General features: G+C 52.3%; 15 protein-coding genes. 8 read left to right on the plus strand and 7 right to left on the minus strand.

The genetic code is table 11. The features are described from left to right. Position 1: 1 nt before the first annotated feature. Both L9H78_RS05965 and dut read right to left on the minus strand, forming a co-directional pair. Positions 2-961, minus strand: a complete 960-nt coding sequence (locus tag L9H78_RS05965; RefSeq protein WP_249619546.1) for a DUF3710 domain-containing protein — start codon at positions 959-961, stop codon at positions 2-4. A gap of 105 nt (positions 962-1,066) precedes the next feature. Further along, positions 1,067-1,519, minus strand: coding sequence for a dUTP diphosphatase (gene dut / locus L9H78_RS05970; RefSeq protein WP_126925668.1), 453 nt, complete (start codon positions 1,517-1,519; stop codon positions 1,067-1,069). A gap of 134 nt (positions 1,520-1,653) precedes the next feature. Between dut and L9H78_RS05975 the strand changes: the two genes are divergently transcribed. Further along, entirely contained in the window at positions 1,654-2,166 is a 513-nt protein-coding gene (locus L9H78_RS05975; protein ID WP_249617257.1) for a DUF3093 domain-containing protein, read from the plus strand. Between the two features lie 90 nt (positions 2,167-2,256). Here L9H78_RS05975 and L9H78_RS05980 read toward each other — a convergent pair whose 3' ends face one another. Both L9H78_RS05980 and L9H78_RS05985 read right to left on the minus strand, forming a co-directional pair. Beyond that, entirely contained in the window at positions 2,257-2,547 is a 291-nt protein-coding gene (locus L9H78_RS05980) for a DUF4193 domain-containing protein (RefSeq protein ID WP_021352592.1), read from the minus strand. Between the two features lie 120 nt (positions 2,548-2,667). Then, the gene (locus tag L9H78_RS05985) at positions 2,668-3,609 is read right to left on the minus strand and encodes an inositol monophosphatase family protein (protein ID WP_249619547.1); all 942 of its coding nucleotides are present in this window, start codon (positions 3,607-3,609) and stop codon (positions 2,668-2,670) included. A gap of 78 nt (positions 3,610-3,687) precedes the next feature. Between L9H78_RS05985 and ppgK the strand changes: the two genes are divergently transcribed. Together ppgK and L9H78_RS05995 are read left to right on the plus strand one after the other, a co-directional pair. Further along, positions 3,688-4,452, plus strand: coding sequence for a polyphosphate--glucose phosphotransferase (gene ppgK, locus L9H78_RS05990; protein WP_249619548.1), 765 nt, complete (start codon positions 3,688-3,690; stop codon positions 4,450-4,452). 179 nt (positions 4,453-4,631) lie between these two features. Beyond that, positions 4,632-6,014 carry an RNA polymerase sigma factor gene (locus L9H78_RS05995; RefSeq protein WP_023019376.1) on the plus strand — a complete coding sequence of 461 codons (1,383 nt, stop codon included), beginning with the start codon at positions 4,632-4,634 and terminating at the stop codon, positions 6,012-6,014. Positions 6,015-6,140: 126 nt separating this feature from the next. On the opposite strand, the gene L9H78_RS06000 is transcribed toward L9H78_RS05995, so the two are convergent. The 3 genes from L9H78_RS06000 to L9H78_RS06010 form a co-directional block, all read right to left on the minus strand. Then, positions 6,141-6,704 carry a tripartite tricarboxylate transporter TctB family protein gene (locus L9H78_RS06000; protein WP_249617260.1) on the minus strand — a complete coding sequence of 188 codons (564 nt, stop codon included), beginning with the start codon at positions 6,702-6,704 and terminating at the stop codon, positions 6,141-6,143. 141 nt (positions 6,705-6,845) lie between these two features. Continuing rightward, a complete protein-coding gene (locus L9H78_RS06005; RefSeq protein ID WP_249619549.1) occupies positions 6,846-8,639 on the minus strand; it encodes a DEAD/DEAH box helicase in 1,794 nt (597 codons plus the stop codon). Between the two features lie 59 nt (positions 8,640-8,698). Beyond that, on the minus strand, positions 8,699-8,941 hold the full coding sequence (locus tag L9H78_RS06010) for a DUF3039 domain-containing protein (protein WP_249619550.1): 243 nt from the start codon (positions 8,939-8,941) through the stop codon (positions 8,699-8,701). Positions 8,942-9,000: 59 nt separating this feature from the next. Here L9H78_RS06010 and L9H78_RS06015 point away from each other — a divergent pair, with 59 nt between their 5' ends. The 5 genes from L9H78_RS06015 (at position 9,001) to L9H78_RS06035 (ending at position 13,526) form a co-directional block, all read left to right on the plus strand. Continuing rightward, entirely contained in the window at positions 9,001-9,471 is a 471-nt protein-coding gene (locus L9H78_RS06015) for a DUF3099 domain-containing protein (protein ID WP_249619551.1), read from the plus strand. Positions 9,472-9,514: 43 nt separating this feature from the next. Next, positions 9,515-11,065: a DUF7782 domain-containing protein gene (locus L9H78_RS06020; protein ID WP_249619552.1), complete on the plus strand. Its 1,551-nt coding sequence runs from the start codon at positions 9,515-9,517 to the stop codon at positions 11,063-11,065. 106 nt (positions 11,066-11,171) lie between these two features. After that, positions 11,172-11,612 (plus strand): D-aminoacyl-tRNA deacylase, encoded by a 441-nt coding sequence (dtd, locus tag L9H78_RS06025; protein WP_249617265.1) that lies wholly within the window; start codon positions 11,172-11,174, stop codon positions 11,610-11,612. Positions 11,613-11,737: 125 nt separating this feature from the next. Beyond that, positions 11,738-12,727, plus strand: coding sequence for a sigma-70 family RNA polymerase sigma factor (locus L9H78_RS06030; protein ID WP_018119693.1), 990 nt, complete (start codon positions 11,738-11,740; stop codon positions 12,725-12,727). Between the two features lie 118 nt (positions 12,728-12,845). Next, entirely contained in the window at positions 12,846-13,526 is a 681-nt protein-coding gene (locus L9H78_RS06035; protein ID WP_249617266.1) for a metal-dependent transcriptional regulator, read from the plus strand. Positions 13,527-13,562: the final 36 nt, after the last annotated feature.

A 13,562-nucleotide genomic window follows, 5' to 3' on the forward strand; every position in this document is an offset into this window, starting at 1 on the left:
CTTATCGCTGCTCCTTTTCATTCGTAGGCTGAGCAACGCCTTCATCATCACCGTGCTCACGAGACTTGGTCCCACCAGCAGCCTCCCTAACTGCTTGTTGCGCATCAGCTATGCGGGGCGATTGTTGTTGGCTTTGCGCTTGCCGCTGCTGCATTGCCTGTTGAACCTGCTGCATTAGGCTAGCGGGCATTGTGACCGGTAACGAATTACCTGCCAAAATAGGTTTATCCCCCCGGTAGACGAAAGTCCGCGCAATAACTTCACGTGCCAATTCCGCGAGTTTATCTGCCCGTTGGGCCGGACCGGCCAACGTTACCCGCAACATCCACCGTGGCTGTTCCGCACCAATCACGCGTGTTACAGCCTGTTTGTTTTCACCAACGACCTCTCTACCCCAAGGACCTTGTTCAAAAGTAACCTCGGCACCGCTTTGTTTCATGCTTTGCGCAATCTCATCAGCAGCTTCCTCCCACTGGCCAGCCGATGATGGTGCAGCGAAAGCAACCGGGGTGAGCCGACCATAGTGGGTGACCAAGTGGAGCATCTTCGGACCTTTTTCACCCATTTCAACCTGTACCTGCGAATCTTTCGGTACGGCAAGCTTCAGTGAACCAAGATCTAACAAACCTGAGGAAAAATCACCAAAGTCGAATTCATTAATGTCAACGGTGTCTCCGTCGAATGGTCCGGTTTCCCCTATCGCTCCAGCTTCCACGGGAATAATCGGTGCATTGTGCGCAGATACTGCAGAATCTGCATTTTCCTGCGCCTCGGCACTAGTTCCCGCCGCCTTCTCGTTGGCAACAGCTGAAGTTTGAGCTCCAGCACGGTCGCTCTCCAGGTTCATTTGTGCACCCCGCTGAGCTTCCCCACTGGATTTCTCATTCGCGTTCGCGCCAGCTTGTTGCGCTGGTTTTTTCTTTTTCGAAAATCCAAACTTCGAAACTCCAAACAACGCCATAACTAGTGTTGTCCTTTCCCGCAGTACTATGCATACTACGTCTTTAAGCTAAATACCGATTTTGGGTTCAAATGTTTTGCGTGACAGAAACCGAAGCGTGCCCAACTAATGGGTACCGGTGGAGCCATAGCCACTAGAACCACGAGCAGTCTCATCCAATTGTGCAACTTCCACAAAGTCCACAAGCTCAACGCGCTGAATCACCAATTGCGCTATCCGCATACCACGAGTGATCTCAATAGGTGAGACTCGATCAAGATTAATCAGACACACTTTGATCTCACCACGATATTGCGCATCAATTGTTCCTGGAGAATTAACGATACTCAAGCCTTGACGTGCAGCTAGTCCAGAGCGTGGATGCACCAAACCTACGGTCCCCTCTGGTAATGCAATAGCAATTCCGGTTCCGACCACAGCCCTTTGGCCTGGTTCCAAAGTAATATCTTCGGTTGCGCACAAATCAGCGCCTGCGTCACCCGCGTGGGCTCGAGTCGGTAAAGCTATTTCCGGATCCAGTAGCTGGATTTTTATCGGACTCAAATCAGACAAGCTCATGTACGCAGACTACCCTGTATGCAAAGTAGTCGTCGGACAAAGGCTGCACTGAACAAGACAATCGCTCCCCGTTGCTTTTTACTCAAGCGCCCAGGGTTGGGGTTCTGTAGTTTTCGCGGGCTAAAATATCTCTCATGAGCGAAGCAAAATCTGCCCCAGAAATTCTTTACCACGAGCGCCAATGGGTGCCTTGGCATTGGTGGTTGATTGCATTGGCAGCAGTGACGGTTGGCACCGGGCAATTAGCCCTGAACCGTAATTTGTGGTGGTTTGCCGTGCCCTTTTTGATTTTCGCTGCGCTCGCCATATGGGTTCTTTTCCACCTGTCCTCAACCGTCATCCAGGTAGAAAAAGATTTCGACGGCACTCGCTGGCTAATTACCGGAGATGCACAATTGCCCGCGGATATTGTAAGTCGGAGCTTGGCCGTTCCTAAAAGTGCACGGCGGAACGCAATGGGGCCACAGCTGGACCCTGCAGCTTTTCTTGCCACCCACAGCTGGGTACCGCACTTGGCCATGCTCGTATTGGATGATAAAGACGATCCGACCCCGTACTGGCTAGTTAGCTCGAAAGACCCCCGAGCCTTGCTCGAAGCCTTTTTACCCGATCAAGCACTGGACGCCGCGCGCCAAATGCAGGGCTAGCTCACTTTAGACGGAAACAATGCCACCTCCAGGGTGGCGACTCAGAGACGATGGTTCCGGCTGACCTTATAGCCCCGGAGCGCGAGAGAATCAGGCACAGTCCAGGCAAATCTTTTGCCCATCTTCTTCATGTGAAAGGCGTTTGTTTCGCTGCACTAAAAAGCAGCTATCGCAGGTAAACTCGTCGGCCTGACGTGGCACGACTTTCACGTTCAGTTCTTCGCCAGATACATCGACTGTTGGTGGCTCAAATGGCTCGACAATTTCGCCGTCTTCATCCATCGGGTCAGAATCGTTTTCCGCAGCCTTCAGCCCTTCCAGCGAATCTGCTTCCAGTTCATCTTCCGGTCGAGTACGAGCCGCATCGTAATCAGTAGCCATTTATCCACGTCCTATTGGGTAGTTGATCAGCAAACAGTTGATCTTTGTCTATGTGGGACGGATACTAAGGCAAAATAACTACATTGTCATATTTGCAGCTCAAACGTGGTTTTGAAACCATTATTGGTTTACTGGCAATGATGCTAGCGCACCCGCGCCCCGTAGAATTTCATCCATGGTTTCAGCTATGCCAGGCGCGTACGCCACCAAGACTTCTCCTGCGCTACCTTCAGTCGAGAGCTTCGGTGCGTGGACCACTGCACCGGCTTCTTGTGCAATCAACATCCCTGCGGCATAGTCCCACTTATTCAACGCTGCCTCATAGAAGGCATCAACTTGGCCACTAGCTACTCGACAGAGATCTAACGCTGCAGACCCCATCCGACGAATATCTCTCACGTCCCCCAGCAATCGTGCCAGAATACGAGCTTGCTGAAGCCGACGGTCGCTCAGGTAGGAAAATCCAGTAGCGACCAACGCGGCAGATGAATCAGTTATAGAATTCGTGCGCAATCTTTTCGACTTTTTGACGAGAGTAAAACCGTCGGACGATTTCACTGTATGAGGGGTTATAGCGTACGCCCCACCGCCTATATGCGCGGAATACATCACGTCACCAGCGACGTTATAAACCGCTCCGGCAACAGGGACAGGTCCCCATACCGCAGCGACTGACACTGCGTATTCTGGAATACCGTACAAAAAATTCACTGTTCCGTCGATCGGATCAATAATCCAATCGATACCGGTTGACCCCTGCTGTCCAGCGCCTTCCTCCCCGACCACGCCATCGTTTGGACGTAATGTCAGCAGCTTTTCAACCAGCGCGCTCTCGGTTGCTTTATCAACGGCCGTGACCGGATCGACCGAACTGCTCTTTGTTTCTACTGTGTCAGCGATGTCAGATATCGTGCCTATTTCATTGGAACTGCGAGAAATAACTTCCCCGCCCAATTCTGCTAGCCCGCACGCAATCTCCTTAAGCCCGGCGGGAGACAAGTCCTGCTGCATGCTTTGATGCTCAGCAAAAGCGTTTATTACTTGTTCTCGGGACATAGTCATGCTTTTATCTTAGCCATTCCAGTCTTTTGCGGACTCTGATCACGAATCATTGCTTGCTCGTGCGCTAGTCTGTCATCCATGCAAGAACAGCAACTCGGTTTTGGCATTGACATCGGCGGCTCCGGCACGAAGGGTGCGCTGGTCGATTTGCAAACAGGCGATTTTATTGGTGAACGCATCAAGTTCGAGACCCCCAGGCCCTCTACCCCAGAGGCAGTCGCGGCCACCGCTGCACGCATTGTTGAATTAGCAGAATGGGACGGACCTATCGGGATCACTCTGCCCGGTGTCGTCCGCGGTTCATCAATGCTGACTGCAGCGAATATCGACGCCTCGTGGCTGCATACCAACATCCATGACGCATTTCAGTCAGTTCTTGGCGCACGTGACATCACTTTCTTGAACGACGCCGACGCCGCCGGTTTGGCAGAAGTCGCCTATGGTAATCCTCAATCGAGAAGTGGCGCTGTCATATTTTTGACTCTTGGCACTGGTATCGGGTCGGCTTTTCTAGTGGATGGCAAGCTGTTTCCAAATACTGAGCTAGGACATCTTTTCATTGGTGACGAAGAGGCAGAAAAGATTGCTTCATCGGGCGCCAAGAAATCGCTTGGGCTAAGCTTCACAGAATGGGCACCACGGCTAGAGAAAGTTCTTGCCGAATACGAACGGCTCTTCAATCCCTCGGCTTTTGTCATCGGTGGCGGTATTTCACGCAAATCTGCACGCTGGCTACCGCTCTTAGAAATTTCAACACCAATTATCCCTGCGACCCTCCTGAATCGGGCGGGGATAGTCGGCGCAGCCTTAGCCGCACATTCCCCTGATTACCTGGCAGGTTAGCGGAAACATCCGTGAACCACAGATTGATGGACCGCGTTGTCACCCCCTGACAACGCAAAACCATACGGTGTCCGTTATACTGGGCGCTCATTCCCTAGCATCTACTATGGTGTTGGTGTGACATGGTCCTCACACCGGCGTCCACAACACGCTGTATACATAGGTAGGCTAGATCATTGATGTCAGCACAATCCGGCGAAAGGGCGTACGTGTCAGCCACTGAATCTTCCGATCAGTCTCTTGCTGAGGGCGCACCCAGTTCTGCTCGCGCGCAAAGCGCGAAAAAAGCAACTAGGAAGTCAACCAGCAAGCCGAAGACCGCAAAGGCAACAACCGACAAGGTCCCGCAAAGCGGTGTGTCCATCGATCCCGAAGAAATCTCGCCTGCAACCGCACCGGTAGCGGATCCACTACTCGATGAACCTGGAGACGACGAAGACACCGACGTTGAGCCGGATCTTGCCGACGCCGATGCATTTGTAGACGAACCCCTAGACGATGATCCAGAACCCGCTGAACCGGAGCTCGGCGAAGAGGATGACGACGAAGATGTCGGCAGTTCCGTCTGGGACGAAGATGAATCTGCAGCTCTCCGCCAAGCCCGCAAGGACGCCGAGCTAACAGCATCAGCGGATTCAGTGCGCGCGTACCTAAAGCAAATTGGTAAAGTCGCGCTGCTCAATGCAGAACAAGAGGTTTCTCTTGCAGAACGTATCGAAGCCGGCCTGTATGCACAGTTCCGCATAGAAGAAATGTCGAAGGCTTTGGAAGCCGGAGACAAACAGGCAAAACTATCGCCTGCGCTCAAGCGTGATCTCCGGTCCATCGCTCGTGATGGCCGAAAAGCTAAGAATCACCTACTTGAAGCCAACCTTCGTCTTGTGGTCTCACTCGCTAAGCGTTACACGGGACGCGGTATGGCGTTCTTGGATTTGATCCAAGAAGGTAACTTGGGATTGATCCGAGCAGTCGAAAAATTCGACTACACCAAGGGTTATAAGTTTTCTACTTACGCCACCTGGTGGATTCGTCAAGCAATTACCCGCGCGATGGCAGACCAAGCCCGGACCATCCGTATTCCAGTACACATGGTTGAGGTCATCAATAAACTAGGCCGTATTCAGCGCGAACTACTGCAGGATCTAGGTCGCGAACCGACCCCCCAGGAACTCGCGAAAGAAATGGACATCACCGAAGAAAAGGTGATGGAGATCCAACAATATGCCCGAGAACCAATTTCGTTGGATCAAACCATCGGCGACGAGGGAGATAGCCAGCTCGGTGACTTCATTGAAGATTCTGAGGCTGTAATCGCGGTCGACGCTGTTTCCTTCACCCTGTTGCAAGACCAGTTGCAAGATGTCTTAACGACGTTGTCTGAACGGGAGGCTGGAGTGGTCCGGTTACGCTTCGGTTTGACTGACGGCATGCCACGCACCCTGGATGAAATCGGACAGGTGTACGGAGTTACCCGGGAGCGTATTCGCCAGATTGAATCGAAGACAATGTCGAAGTTGCGCCACCCTTCTCGTTCACAAGTATTGCGGGATTACCTCGATTAAGCTTTTAAAGCTGACATCGCAAAATCCTCACCCGCTCATATGCGGGTGAGGATTTTGCGTATTTATTATGCGCTCATGTCCCGAGCGCTGGAAGAGCGGCCGAAACAATGCAAAAGCGAGGCCAAACTAGCTGTCGTAATTCTCCACATTCGTGTTGATGCATTGCTCAATGGCATCCTCATCATCACCGTGTTGGTCAATACAGTCAACAATCCCGATCTCATCGAAAATATTGTAGACAGCAACCATGATTATTACTCCTACGATCATCGACAGAATCGAAGTCACCAACCCCACCACCGACATCACGGTGCGCCGGTTTTCCGGGCGACGTTTTCGACCGACAACCAGGGCTACAATCGCAAGAATCGTGCCGATAATGCCAAGCAACGAGCCGAATACAACAATTGATCCGAGCAATGACAAAATGCCAACCCCTAGAGCCCACGGCGCAACTGGGTTTTTCGACTCTTGCTGTGTTTCGAATCCGCCGTATTGTGGAGCCGAATATCCTCCAGCGTAGTACGCATCATGTGCAGTGTGATTCTCCACGGACTGATCCTGATTTACAGAAAAATCATAACCTCCGGATCCATATCCTTCATTGCCAGATTCGAAGCCGGAATTTTTGCCTTCCGCATACTCGCCGTATTGGCCGTCAGAATTGTTTGGATTATTGGGGGTAGTCATCTACTTTGCTATCCCTTCACGCATAGATGTAATTAACTATTTTTACCTTACCTTGCTTAGTCCCACTTATGTAGTGCTTCCGCCTTGAGCGGAGACCTCCACATCGGATTCACAAGGCTAACTAGTACAGGCTATTTTCTTCTACCACTTTCGCAAATAACGAATGCGCTCTTTCAACTGCTGTGCATTGCACAACGCCGTCGGCGGGCCCCCACATGCTTTACGTGCTTCCGTATGTATCGCTCCGTGCGGACGCCCTGATTGTTCAGCTTGGACTGCAACCAGCGTGTTCAATTCTTGGCGTAATTTGGGAATCTCCACCGCAGCAACATCATTGGTTTCCTTGGAATTTGCGCCTTTCACATTGGAACTTATTTTTCGAGGCGCCCCAGATGCTGGTTCCACTAATCCGTTTTTAAGCTTATGCTGGTATTCGAGTTCGGCTTGCCTCCGAGCTTTCTCCTCGGCTTCCCGAGCATCAAGCTGTTCTTCTTGCCTTTTTCGCAGTAATGCTCTGACCTGTTCTTGGTCAAGCAACCCAGGTAGTCCAAGGAAGTCCGCTTCCTCATCGGATCCACTAAACGCACCGGTTCCGAATGTCGACCCATCATAGATCAAGGAATCAAGTTCTGCCGATGCACCCACAGATTCGAAAGACGATTCTTCGATCCGCTCATTTTTTTCTTTGTTCGCTTCAGCGACAGCATCTTCGTCCCAAGCTTCTTCCCTGTGCGGTTTGCCGATCACGTGATCGCGAGAGGTTTCTAGTTTTTCCGCAAGATCTAACAGCGTAGGCACAGAGGGCAAAAACACACTGGCAGTTTCTCCAGGCATGCGGGATCGGACGAATCGCCCAATGGCTTGGGCGAAGAATAATGGCGTCGACGCCGAAGTGGCATACACTCCTACCGCTAAACGGGGAACATCCACGCCTTCAGATACCATACGCACCGCAACCATCCACTCGTCCGTGGACTCAGAAAAGGCGTTAATGCGCTCAGAAGATCCAGGCTCATCAGACAAAATCACCGATACAGGAGTAGAAGAAATCTTCTCCAGGATCTTAGCGTAAGCACGCGCAGTGGTCGTGTCGGTAGCAATTACCAGCCCACCCGCATCAGGCATATTGGTCCGGATTTGTTCCAACCGTGTGTGCGCCGCTTGCAATACAGCCGGAATCCATTCACCTTTCGGATCCAGAGCTGTTCTCCAAGCACGTGCAGTTTCTTCTGCGGTTAATGGAGTTCCTAAACGCGCAGAAATTTCTTCACCCGCACTTGTACGCCAGGTAGCTTCACCTGAATATGCCAAAAAGACGACGGGGCGAACGACGCCGTCGGCAAGCGCGTCGCCGTAACCATAAGTGTGGTCAGCCTGGGAAATTTCGTGGCCTTCCCCGTCTTCTTCATAACGCACGAAGGGAATATAAGAATTATCTGAACGAAACGGGGTGCCTGTGAGTGCCAACCGATATTCGGCCTCATCATATGCTTCACGAACACCATCACCCCAACTTTTTGCGTCACCGGCATGGTGAATTTCGTCAAGAATCACCAAGGTACGTTTCGCCGAAGCCAATGCATGGTGCTTTAATGGGTGCATCCCCACCTGGGCATAGGTGACAACAATGCCGTCGTAAGCCTGGTTAATGACACCAGCGTTAGTGAAACGATCATCCAGCGAAACCCCCACCCGACCAGCAGCTGCAGCCCACTGCCGTTTCAGATGCTCAGTAGGTACTACAACGATGACACGGTCTACCGACCGATCCTCTAATAATTCAGTCGCGACCCTAATCGCAAAGGTAGTTTTACCTGCACCCGGGGTCGCGACCGCCATGAAATCTCGCGGACGCGACGTCAAAAACTTTTGCAACGCAGCCTGCTGCCACGCACGCAGCCTGGAGTTATTGTTGAATCTGCGCGGTCTCGCCACTAAATACCACCATTGCTAGAAATAGCTTTTGTTGCTTGCCTCAAAATATCGAGTGCATTCTATTTTTTATGCAGGCCAGAGTATATCTCCTGGCATTTCGGGCATACCGGCGAGCCAGGCTTGGCTTGTTTGCGAACCGGAAATTTTTCTCCACACAACGCGACAATCATTTTGCCGCTGACCGCTGAATCTACAATCTGGTTCTTTTTCACATAGTGAAAGAACTTTGGTGTGTCGTCGTCAGTTCCTGTCTGATCTCGGGTTTCTGGGCGTTCTAGAGTCTGCGTTGATGTAGTCGTCATGGGCATCCATTTTGCCGTATTCATAGGCATTTGGGTAGCCAGGCTCTAGGCTGGGAACCATGACTACTGGAAGCTCGCGTGGTACTAACGGGCCGCATAGCCCGCGACGCTCACTCCGGCGTCACTTCCGTAACGGTTTTCGCCGGAATAAACCCGTCCTGATTACCACTGCGCGTATGACCCGCGCCCAGGACCGAAAAAAGCGCGAATGGTGGTACGGATTACTCCAATTCTTAAGAGTTCCGCTAACTCTGGTGTGCGTCGGAATGTATGTGGCTTGGGATTGGGTGCTCATTCCCGTCCTGCTGGCCACGCTTACGTTTCCATTGCCGTGGATTGCTGTAATCATTGCGAACTTAGACGGTGCTCCCCAAGACAAACGCCAGCCGCGAGTATATAAACCCGCTGTCGTTCGCCAAGCCCAGCGGCACACTAAGCAGCAGCTACCTACGTCTGATGCCACGTACGACCCGCCGCGCGAGCTTCCGCCGGGAATCATCGACGCCAGGCCTCGCGATTCGCGTGAGTGATAAAGACGAAAGGAAACGAATAACCTTCTACAATGATTCATTGATGAGCACTCACCTAGATTCCAGTACCCCTGACCCAGCCGAACGTTTCGGCGAGGCTGCAAGCGATTTAACCGCATACTTCACCGAGGTCGGTTTTGACTCAGCCGGGTTAGCTGCCCACTTGGGGCCAGAATATCTCTCTGCACTACACCGTGGCGATCCCGGAGCCCTGCGTTTTCGCACACAGACAGGAAGCGTCCTAGACAGACTTATTCAGGCTTTTATACTCCGCGACCCGGTGGAAAAAACCGATTTTGTGCAGCTCCTCGGCACTGAACTGGCAAATAAAGTCATTGCTGCAAATATTGCGGTTACCCACGGCCCTGCGATTGTGCGCGTAGTCATCGATGTGCGTCCACACATCATTAACGGCATTAGTCGATGGGTGTTTTCTGACCCTGATGCCGCCATGGTGCGTCAAGGTGCGGCCGAGGACCATGTACCGGGTGTCGGGGCCGCGTCATTATCGCTATTGCAATTTTGCCCCACGACACCAGTCGATTCGGTCTTAGATTTAGGAACAGGCTCGGGTGTACAAATTTTAGGGCAGGCACAAGCTGCAGATCAGATCACCGCAACGGATATTTCTACCCGTGCACTCGCCTTGGCAGATGCCACAGTTCGGGGCGCTGGAATTGCGCACAAAGTTACTTTCTCCACTGGGCCCTGGTTTGCACCGGTCGCCGGGCAAAAATTCGACCGAATTGTTGCCAATCCACCATTTGTGGTCGGGTCCACGGATATCACCCACACATACCGTGATTCAGGTCTGGAATTAGACGGTGCCAGCGAACTAGTCGTGTCGGAAATTTCAGATTATTTAGCCCCAGGTGGTTCTGCTTATTTACTCGGGTCTTGGGTCCACCAAGGCGATATACCTTGGCAGCATCGGGTAGCCAGTTGGTTGCCGAGTCATGGTGTTGCAGCCTGGATCCTGCAGCGAGATTTCGCAGATCCGGCACATTACGTCAGTACGTGGCTACGTGATGAAGCAATCGATCTGCGCTCCCAAGAAGCCAGCGAACGCAGTGCCGAATGGCTACAACATTTCAATAATGCTGATGTCCATGCCATCGGTTTTGGTTATATCGCGATTCAAGGCATCGGCGACCAGCCTTCAGAAATCATCGCTGAAGAAATCCCCCAAGCGTACGACGATCGGCTTGCCGACGAAGTGTCTGAGTATTTTCTACGTGCAGCTTGGCTGCGCGAGCAAACAAAAGACACCATTGCTGAAAGTCAGTTTCAACTGCGGCCACAAGTAGCCCGAGAGATAATCGAGGTTCCTGATACCGGCTCCGGGATGGGCTTTCGCCCCTCGGTCTACCGACTCACCCGAATGGATGGCCCACGCTGGTCCCACGAAGTAGATCATCATGTGGCGGCAATCGTAGCTGGTTTACATCCGCAAGGCTTAGCACTAGCAGAAGTCGTCGAGATGTATACCGCCGCGCACGGGCTCGAAGGCGAGCTTCTAGACCAAGCAACCCAAGTGATTGCAGACCTAGTTAGGCACGGGATGGTAATTCCTGCCGAACTTCTCGACGTTTAGCAGGCAGATACAATACCGCAGTAGTTGAACAAGGATAATCCTGGCGGCCGATATAACCTCCCGTGCAGGCCGCTGCCACCCCAGCATCAACAAGAGAGCTATCAAAATGAAAGCTGTACTAACCCGTGTATCTTCAGCAAGTGTAACCGTCAACGATCAAGTCGTCGGCCAGATTTCTGCACCGACAACCGGGGGGATTCTTGCCCTCGTTGGAGTGGGGATCGATGACGCCAACCAGGAAAAATCCTGGCAAAAAATGGCCACGAAGATTGCAGAGTTACGGATTCTAGACGGGGAAAAGTCAGCGTTGGAAAGCGATGCGCCGATTCTTATCGTCAGTCAGTTCACTCTCTACGGGCAAACTGCTAAGGGACGGCGCCCGTCCTGGTCACAAGCTGCCCGCGCCGAGGTTGCGGAACCACTAATAAACAACATTGTCTCAGATCTACGTGAACGAGGATTAGATGTTGCCACCGGGAGCTTCGGTGCGAAAATGGAAGTCTCTTCTGTCAATCAAGGACCGTTTACCGTATTGGTGGAAACCTAGTCACCATAAACCCTATTTTCGCCTTAAATTACCCCCGACAATTACCCCTGCAATGACACCGGGAACAACACATGTCAATGAGTCGTTATTAGCTATGTAAACGGCAACTTGAGGAGGCCATCACTGTGACTACCGCTCCCGTGCAAGAATTCGACGAAGAAGAGCAGGATCGGGGCTCCCGTCGTGGCCACACGAACGACAATCCATCTGCGGATTTAGTTCGGGTTTATTTGAATGGCATCGGTAAAACTGATCTGTTGACGGCTGACGACGAGATTGAACTCGCACAGCAAATCGAGGTCGGCTTGTATGCGCAACATTTGCTTAACGATCCAGAGCAGCATCTAACTCGCGCCAAAAAACGTGATTTGAAGGTCCTTGCGAAACAAGGGAAAAAAGCACGCTCCCACCTCTTGGAGGCTAATCTACGTCTGGTGGTCTCCCTCGCCAAGCGTTATACCGGGCGTGGCATGCCCCTGCTGGACCTTATACAAGAAGGCAACCTCGGGCTGATTCGAGCCATGGAAAAGTTTGATTATGACAAAGGCTTTAAGTTCTCCACGTACGCGACGTGGTGGATCCGTCAGGCAATTACACGTGGCATGGCAGATCAGTCACGAACCATCCGCCTTCCAGTTCATCTTGTCGAACAGGTCAACAAACTTTCCCGAATCAAACGGGAAATGTACCAGTCTCTAGGGCGCGAAGCTACCAACGAGGAGCTCTCGGAAGAATCCGGCATTCCCGAGGACAAGATCGAAATGCTGCTCCACCAATCGCGTGACCCGGTCTCTCTCGATATGCCTGTCGGCGCCGACGAAGAGGCACCATTGGGAGATTTCATCGAAGATGCTGAAGCGACTGACGCGGAATCTGCAGTCGTGGCTTCGCTTCGACACTCCGATATACGGGATGTCATCGGCACCTTGGAACAACGAGAACAAGATGTCATTCGCTTACGGTACGGTTTGGATGACGGGGTTCCGCGCACCCTGGACCAGATCGGTCGGCGATTTGAACTGTCTCGCGAGCGCGTCCGCCAAATCGAGCGAGAAGTGATGGCAAAGCTACGTGACGGCCACCGCGCTGATCGCCTACGCGAATACGCGCAATAGCCAACAGTTATTAACGGTCACGAAGCACCGTGAAGGTCTGGTTAATCTATACCAGGCCTTCTTTTTGCGATAGAATAGCCAGCAGGCATTAGACAAATTAACAGGAAGGTTTCCCAACGTGAGGGACTTGGTCGATACCACTGAGATGTACCTGCGTACGATCTATGAGCTAGAAGAAGAAGGAATCACTCCACTGCGAGCTCGTATCGCAGAACGCTTAGAGCAGTCAGGCCCGACGGTCTCACAGACTGTCGCACGCATGGAACGCGACGGCCTGCTGCATGTCCGCCCGGACCGCAGTTTGGATCTGACTGTTCGCGGACGTGAATTAGCCACTAAGGTCATGCGCAAGCACCGTTTAGCGGAGCTGCTACTTACTGAAGTCCTCGGCGTCGATATCCACGACGTGCACGACGAAGCCTGCCGTTGGGAACACGTAATGAGTGACAACGTTGAGCGGCACGTGGCATCCATTGTGCAGGACTGTTCCCGCTCTCCATTCGGCAACCCAGTTCCGGCTCTAGAAGAACTCGGCGTCGATGTCGAGGCTCTCCCTAAGGTTGCACGCGCAATTGACCTTCCAGAAGAGCAAGAGATCGAAGGAACTGTTGCACAGATTAATGAGATCTTGCAGTCCGAAAACGACCGGCTACACGAATTGACCAATGCTGGCATCGTGGTTGGCGCCAAAGTCAACGTTGTTAATTACGGCCATTCCGTAATTTTGACTGCTGGCGATGGGGCGAAAGTCGTTCTTAACGAAACCCTGGGCCACGCGATCCGCATCGCGACTAATTAGTCGCTAGCGAACCCATTTCATAACGTCGAACACAGG

The organism is Corynebacterium pseudodiphtheriticum (assembly GCF_023509295.1).
Lineage (GTDB): Bacteria > Actinomycetota > Actinomycetes > Mycobacteriales > Mycobacteriaceae > Corynebacterium > Corynebacterium pseudodiphtheriticum.

Excerpts from the sequence above, each read along its gene's own strand:
- L9H78_RS05965 (WP_249619546.1), bottom strand. The coding sequence starts at position 961 with ATGGCGTTGTTTGGAGTTTCGAAGTTTGGATTTTCGAAAAAGAAAAAA.
- dut (WP_126925668.1), bottom strand. The coding sequence starts at position 1,519 with ATGAGCTTGTCTGATTTGAGTCCGATAAAAATCCAGCTACTGGATCCG.
- L9H78_RS05975 (WP_249617257.1), top strand. The coding sequence starts at position 1,654 with ATGAGCGAAGCAAAATCTGCCCCAGAAATTCTTTACCACGAGCGCCAA.
- L9H78_RS05980 (WP_021352592.1), bottom strand. The coding sequence starts at position 2,547 with ATGGCTACTGATTACGATGCGGCTCGTACTCGACCGGAAGATGAACTG.
- L9H78_RS05985 (WP_249619547.1), bottom strand. The coding sequence starts at position 3,609 with ATGACTATGTCCCGAGAACAAGTAATAAACGCTTTTGCTGAGCATCAA.
- ppgK (WP_249619548.1), top strand. The coding sequence starts at position 3,688 with ATGCAAGAACAGCAACTCGGTTTTGGCATTGACATCGGCGGCTCCGGC.
- L9H78_RS05995 (WP_023019376.1), top strand. The coding sequence starts at position 4,632 with ATGTCAGCACAATCCGGCGAAAGGGCGTACGTGTCAGCCACTGAATCT.
- L9H78_RS06000 (WP_249617260.1), bottom strand. The coding sequence starts at position 6,704 with ATGACTACCCCCAATAATCCAAACAATTCTGACGGCCAATACGGCGAG.
- L9H78_RS06010 (WP_249619550.1), bottom strand. The coding sequence starts at position 8,941 with ATGACGACTACATCAACGCAGACTCTAGAACGCCCAGAAACCCGAGAT.
- L9H78_RS06015 (WP_249619551.1), top strand. The coding sequence starts at position 9,001 with ATGACTACTGGAAGCTCGCGTGGTACTAACGGGCCGCATAGCCCGCGA.
- L9H78_RS06020 (WP_249619552.1), top strand. The coding sequence starts at position 9,515 with ATGAGCACTCACCTAGATTCCAGTACCCCTGACCCAGCCGAACGTTTC.
- dtd (WP_249617265.1), top strand. The coding sequence starts at position 11,172 with ATGAAAGCTGTACTAACCCGTGTATCTTCAGCAAGTGTAACCGTCAAC.